5 protein-coding genes are annotated in these 6,000 nt (G+C 45.1%); all 5 read right to left on the bottom strand.

Features of this window, described 5'->3' with window-relative positions; genetic code table 11:
- Positions 1-74: 74 nt before the first annotated feature.
- The gene (locus tag QUB14_RS24380; protein ID WP_333220077.1) at positions 75-749 is read right to left on the bottom strand and encodes an SDR family oxidoreductase; all 675 of its coding nucleotides are present in this window, start codon (positions 747-749) and stop codon (positions 75-77) included.
- Positions 750-920: 171 nt separating this feature from the next.
- The gene (locus tag QUB14_RS24375; protein ID WP_333220079.1) at positions 921-1,532 is read right to left on the bottom strand and encodes a methyltransferase domain-containing protein; all 612 of its coding nucleotides are present in this window, start codon (positions 1,530-1,532) and stop codon (positions 921-923) included.
- A 234-nt stretch (positions 1,533-1,766) separates the two neighbouring features.
- Positions 1,767-2,810, bottom strand: coding sequence for a biotin synthase BioB (bioB, locus tag QUB14_RS24370; RefSeq protein WP_333220081.1), 1,044 nt, complete (start codon positions 2,808-2,810; stop codon positions 1,767-1,769).
- A gap of 17 nt (positions 2,811-2,827) precedes the next feature.
- Positions 2,828-4,132, bottom strand: coding sequence for an adenosylmethionine--8-amino-7-oxononanoate transaminase (gene bioA, locus QUB14_RS24365; protein WP_333220083.1), 1,305 nt, complete (start codon positions 4,130-4,132; stop codon positions 2,828-2,830).
- Positions 4,133-4,351: 219 nt separating this feature from the next.
- The gene (locus QUB14_RS24360; protein WP_333220085.1) at positions 4,352-5,764 is read right to left on the bottom strand and encodes an adenylate/guanylate cyclase domain-containing protein; all 1,413 of its coding nucleotides are present in this window, start codon (positions 5,762-5,764) and stop codon (positions 4,352-4,354) included.
- Positions 5,765-6,000 lie beyond the last annotated feature (236 nt).

Raw genomic sequence — 6,000 nt, 5'->3', positions numbered from 1 at the left:
TGGGATTTTAAAATCCCAAAAGCCTTTCGACCCCAATTATTTGACTGCTACCCCTTGACAGGTCAAGACAGTATCTAAAGATTTAATACCTCAAATTCTGGATTGCCGTAAAGCATTTGCCTGTCTACCGCCGACAAAACTTTATTATTAGCAGCCTCAGAAACTAAACACCGACAAACTAGCTGCGCTACATCCGCCCGGTGAATAGTTCCAGCAACTAGACAATCTTCTGTTAAAATACCGTTGCCTGTTGCAGGTTCCCATTTGAGTCCGCCGGGACGAATCACTGTATAAATCATCCCGCTTTCTATCAAATGATTTTCGGCTTTTTCCTTTTCAATTAAAACCGGCCCCAAAGTTTCCAAAACTTGCGGTTGCAAAGCAGCGGCACTGTTACCGCTACCGATCGATGAAACTAAAATAAATTTTTGCACGCCTGCTTTGACAGCCGCATCAATCAAGTTTTTGTTGCCCAAATAATCGGCTCTTTCTCCATCTTTTGGCAAGCCGCCAATTGTGCTGATTACGGCATGAATTGGCTCACCGCCAGCCATTGCCACTTCCATAGCGGCAGCATCCAAAGCATCGCCAGTCACGACTTTGATGCCCATTGCTTCTAATTCGGTGCTGGTTGCGGGCGATCGCAAAAGTGCAGTTACTTGCATATTTTGTGATATCAGACATTTCGCGATTTCTAAGCCGACTCCTCGACTAGCACCAGCTAAAAAAATGTGGGATTTCTCTGTCATATCAATTTTGATTTAAGGGGTTCACAAAGTGGTTTATTTGAATGTAGATTATACAACAATCCTCTGTCACTTGGTGAATGAGTTTTTTTATTTAACCGCAGAGGGCGCAGAGGGCGCAGAGGAAGAGAGGGGAATGATTCGCAATTACCTATTCCCAATTTCCAATTTACGTTAGATTTTTCTGCCCACTATTACTACCCAAGATTGAGCTTCGCGGGGTAAGCCGGGGGGACGATAGTAGTGATTGACAATTGCAAATCCCGCTTGTTCTAAACAAGGCGCTAAAGTATGATATTCCCATCCGGCAGTATAGCGTTTTCCCGTCGGCCGCTCGTCGTATCCCTCCCAATTTCCCCGGCACATTGACATGACAATGGCACCGCTAACAACTAAGGCTTCGTGCAAATCTTGCAGCACTTTCACCATCTCGTCGCTGGGAACGTGAATCAGGGAAGCATTGGCAAAAATACCGTCAAATTCTGCCTTTGGCAAGTCGAGATTCAGAAAAGATTGCTGCCAAACTTCGCATCCCGATAACTTCTTAGCTATTTCTACAAAAGCTGGAGTTGCATCTAAGCCTACAACTGTGTGTCCTTGGCTCTTGAAGGCTACTAAATCTCGTCCCGGCCCGCATCCTATATCGAGAATTTTACCGGGATTGCGGGGCATAGCAGCCGTCAGTGCGGATCGATTTTGGGACACGTCGTGATGCCAAGTTCCTTCTCGGAAAGATTCGGCAGTTAGCTGGTATTCTGCGATCGTAATTTCTTCGCGTTTGTCCACAATTTCCCCCTCTTGTATTATTTGAGATTTGAGATTTGAGATTTTAGATTGAAGAATGTCAACGGTAGAATAAGGGTTTCTGGCTACAATCTAAGAACTTACGGCTGACGCATTTGCTACCTCAGAAACCCGGTTTCTCTTCCCCATGCGTAAACGTGAAATATAGATATTGGGTAGGGACACGGCACGGCCGTGTCCTAGTCTATTTCATCCCATTGAAAACTGCTATAAGAGTTACACAACCAGGGTTTTTTGATGCGATTGGGTAACTGCTGAATCAACTTCTAAGAGAGAACCTTCGGGGGTTTCGATCGCAAATCCCGCATCTCTAATCATGTCCCAATCTTGATGGGCAGCTTGTCCGGGAGTTGTCAGATAATCGCCAACAAAGATAGAATTAGCGGGGTAGAGTCCGAGAGGTTGCAGCGATCGCAAATGCACCTCCCGTCCCCCAGCAATCCGAATTTCTTGACTGGGAAGCAAAAATCGGAACAAACAGAGAATTCGCAAACATTGGCGGGGAGTTAACCTGTTCACATCTGCAAATGGCGTCCCGGGAATCGGAATAAAAAAGTTGACCGGCACGCTAGTAACGCCCAACTTGCGAAGCGAAAGCGCTAAATCGATCGCATCATCATCCGATTCGCCCATCCCCAAAATTCCGCCGGAACAAGTTGTGATTCCCGCTGCTTTTACGTGTTCGACGGTTTCAACCCGATCGCCAAAAGTGTGAGTCGTGCAAATGTCCGAGTGATATGATTCGGAAGTATTGAGATTGTGATTTACGCGATCGACTCCAGCTTTAGCCAGCCGATGAGTTTGTTCCTGGCTCAACAATCCCAAACAAGCGCAAATTTTCAGGTTATAATTTGCCTTCACAGTCTCGACAGCATCCACAACGCGATCGAAAGTAGATGCGCTGGGTTGGCGGCCCGAAATCACCAAACAAAACGTACCAGCTTTTAACTCTGCTGCGCGTTGGGCGGCCTCCAGAATTTTCTCCTTAGCTAAAAGCGGATATTTCTCAATTTCCGCAGTCGAAATTTTTGACTGAGAACAATAATGGCAATCTTCAGGACAAAGGCCACTTTGAGCATTTAACAAATAGTGCAGCCTGACTCGGTTTCCCCAGTAGTGGCGGCGCACCCGATAAGCTGCGTTTAGTTGTTCCAGCAAAACCTCATCCGGTGCGCGCAATACGGCTAAAGATTGCTCGCGAGAGAGACATTTGCCCGCCAGCGCCTCGTCAGCCAAATCGTTCCAATTGGGTAAATTCATTACTAAAATTAAAGGGTTTACAGAGTATCCAAAACCTGACGAATCACCCGATAAATTGATTCGAGTTCATCAGGAGAAATGCAGTAGGGAGGCATCAAGTAAAGCGTATTTCCCAAGGGGCGGAGCAAAAACCCCGCTTCGAGAAATCTCGCTTTCAATACAGGAGCAATGTCATTAAAATACCCCGAAACGCTTTCGGTTTTCACATCCATGGCTGCGATGGTACCGCAAGTCCGAATCCGTTCGAGTTTAGGATGATTTCTCAGCCATTGATTCAGGTATTGGCGGTGCAATTTTTCCATCCCTTGATACACATTTGGGTTTTGCTCCAAAAGCTCCAGGGATGCTACACTCACCGCACAAGCTAAGGGATTTCCGGTGTAAGAATGACCGTGAAAAAAAGCTTTGTCCGATTCATCTCGCCAGAAAGCTTGATAAATATCCTCCGATGCCATTGTGACAGCAATTGGCAAACAGCCGCCAGACAATCCTTTAGACAAACACAGGATATCTGGCTTCGTTGCAGATTTAACAGAGGCAAACAGTTCGCCCGTGCGGCCAAAACCCGTCATTACTTCATCGTAAATCAACAATACATTAAACTGGCGGGCAAGTTGTGCGAGATCCTGCAAAAACTCAGGGCGGCACATTCGCATTCCCCCGGCACCTTGCACCAAAGGTTCGATAAAAATACCCGCATAGCCGCCCTGCTTTAAAAAAAACTCCAATTTCTCTAAACTCGCCGCCTCCTTGCTTTCCACCTCCTCATCGCCGTCAAAAGTCGCGGGAAAAGGAACAACATCCCCAGCAAACATTAAATGTGCAAAAGATTCCCACCACAGCGAACTTCTGCCAGCAGACATCGCGCCCACAGTATCGCCGTGATAACCTCCCTCAAAACTAATAAAGCTAGTGCGGTTAGTTTCTCCGAGATTGCGCCAATATTGAAATGCCATTTTCAGAGCAACTTCAACAGCAGTCGAGCCGTTATCAGAAAAGAAAATCCGCGTTAAAGAAGCAGGCGTATGAGTGAGCAATTTACTCGCAAGTTTCTGGGCCGGTTCATGAGTAAATCCCGCAAAGATTACGTGTTCTAACTTTTGGGCTTGTTCGTAAAGAGCCTCAGCGAGAACCGGATGGCTGTGCCCGTGAACAGTCACCCACCAACTAGAAATGCAGTCGAGAATTTGCCGCCCGTCTGCCAATTCCAACACCGATCCTTTGCCGCGAATTACCTTCAGCGGCGGGGCAGCCGTTTTCATTTGCGTGAAGGGCTGCCAAATCGGTGAAATTGAAGAATTATGTTCCTGATTCGCCGTCATCTTTACCCCTATCACTAATATTAACCTGCATTTTAATATAGCAATAATAACTCCCTTATGAACTTTTTATTTTGTCTTCTTTCTTCTTCTTTCTTCTTCTCTTCCTTCGTGTCCTTCGCGTCTTCGCGGTTCGTTAAAAAAAATCTAGTGTTGAGGGCGGCTGCGCTGCAACCTCTGCCGCCATATCACGTATTCCCCGGCGATGGTTAAAATTGTCAGTTACACTTTTCTGCCTTTGAGCAAATAAGTCGTCATAGATCCTTTGCCTTTAACATTAATTTTACCGCGCTTTTCCAACAAATACTTATCGCACAGCAACTCATAAGTTGAGTTGCTAACTTGAATTTTACCGGGAAGTCCCTGAGATTCCATGCGGCTTGCTGTATTCACAGCATCTCCCCACAAATCGTAAATAAACTTTTTAGTGCCAATGACACCTGCTACAACAGGCCCAGTATTAATGCCAATGCGGATATTGAGAGGTTTACCGCATTCGTCGCGGAATTTCATAATTTCTTGCTGCATTTCCAGGGCCATTTCGGCAATAGATTCGGCGTGATTTGTACAGGGAAGCGGCAAACCGCCTGCTACCATATAATTGTCGCCGATAGTCTTAATTTTTTCTAAGCCGTATTGTTCGCTTAAGCGATCGAAAGATGAAAATATTTTGTTAAGTAATTCTACTAATTCTTCAGGAGACGTGCGCGACGATATTTCGGTAAAGCCCACAATATCAGCAAACAAAACCGTAACCTCGGCAAATCCGTCCGCAATATTTATCTGACCTTGTTTTAGGCGATCGGCAATCATTACCGGTAATATATTTAGTAATAAACGTTCCGACTTTTCTTGTTCGGCGCGCAATACTTCCTCAGCTTGTTTCCGCTGTGCAATTTCCTTGTATACTCGGTGAAACATTTGATTGAATGCGACCATGAGTTCTCCCAACTCGTCATCACGCTTGACAGACAGAGAGTAGAAATCAGGTTGTTCTCGATCTTTGCTCAAAGCGTCTCCGGCAGCGATCAAGTCATCGCGCAATCTCAAGAGAGGTGAAATTACTGTCACCCCTAAAAAAAACATAGTCACAGAAGTGACAAAGGCTGATATAATGATGACTAGAACGGCAATCCGCCCGATAAATGCGTAGAGTTCCGGTTGAACGGTGGAAGCATCGTGGCGAACAATTAAGATGTAATCGCCTCCAAAATGTCGCTCCGTCCAAGCAATATCGTAGCGCTTGCCATCGAAATTGTGACTGTGAACTATACGAGCTCTTTTTAGTTGCTTTAAACTGATTTCTGGGGGTTCGCCAAGTGTATATATTAGCTGACCGTTAGCTTGGTAAATAGATAGTCCTAACACTACTTGAGAATCCTTAATAATATTTTTTACTTCTTCTTGCAAGAAAGTGCGATCGGAAATATCTTGTTGAAGCAAAAACTCTAGGGAATCAACAGTCGCGCGAGATACCTGTTCCAGTTGACTTAAAAGTTCATTTTCTCGCCGAAAATAAGAGGGAACTAAAATAATTCCCTCTATGACAAGAATGCTAGCAAATACCCACAAAGCTATTTGCCTAGACAAGCGAGATTTGAAAAACTTCAAGAATGATAAAATCCGCGATAACATAAAACTTACTATTTTGCAAATGGCTAACGTAGGACATAAGAAAATAAACCCGGTTTCTCGTAATAAATTTTTGGTTTGTCAACGAAGCAACCGGGCAGAAACCGGGTTCTCACATCCCCTGTGTAATTCCTGTAATTGTCAGCAGTCAAAAGCCAGCAGGCATTAACTGTTAGTTCTTGGCTAACGGCTAACAACTAATGACTGATGACTCCGGACTAACTAGCAGACCCCTTCAT

Origin of the sequence: Microcoleus sp. B3-D2 (assembly GCF_036705345.1) — a bacterium.
Lineage (GTDB): Bacteria > Cyanobacteriota > Cyanobacteriia > Cyanobacteriales > Microcoleaceae > Microcoleus.
Note: the sequence above shows the minus strand (reverse complement) of the source record. Positions and strands in the feature narration are given on the sequence as shown.

Excerpts from the sequence above, each read along its gene's own strand:
- bioA (WP_333220083.1), bottom strand. The coding sequence starts at position 4,132 with ATGACGGCGAATCAGGAACATAATTCTTCAATTTCACCGATTTGGCAG.
- bioB (WP_333220081.1), bottom strand. The coding sequence starts at position 2,810 with ATGAATTTACCCAATTGGAACGATTTGGCTGACGAGGCGCTGGCGGGC.
- QUB14_RS24360 (WP_333220085.1), bottom strand. The coding sequence starts at position 5,764 with ATGTTATCGCGGATTTTATCATTCTTGAAGTTTTTCAAATCTCGCTTG.
- QUB14_RS24380 (WP_333220077.1), bottom strand. The coding sequence starts at position 749 with ATGACAGAGAAATCCCACATTTTTTTAGCTGGTGCTAGTCGAGGAGTC.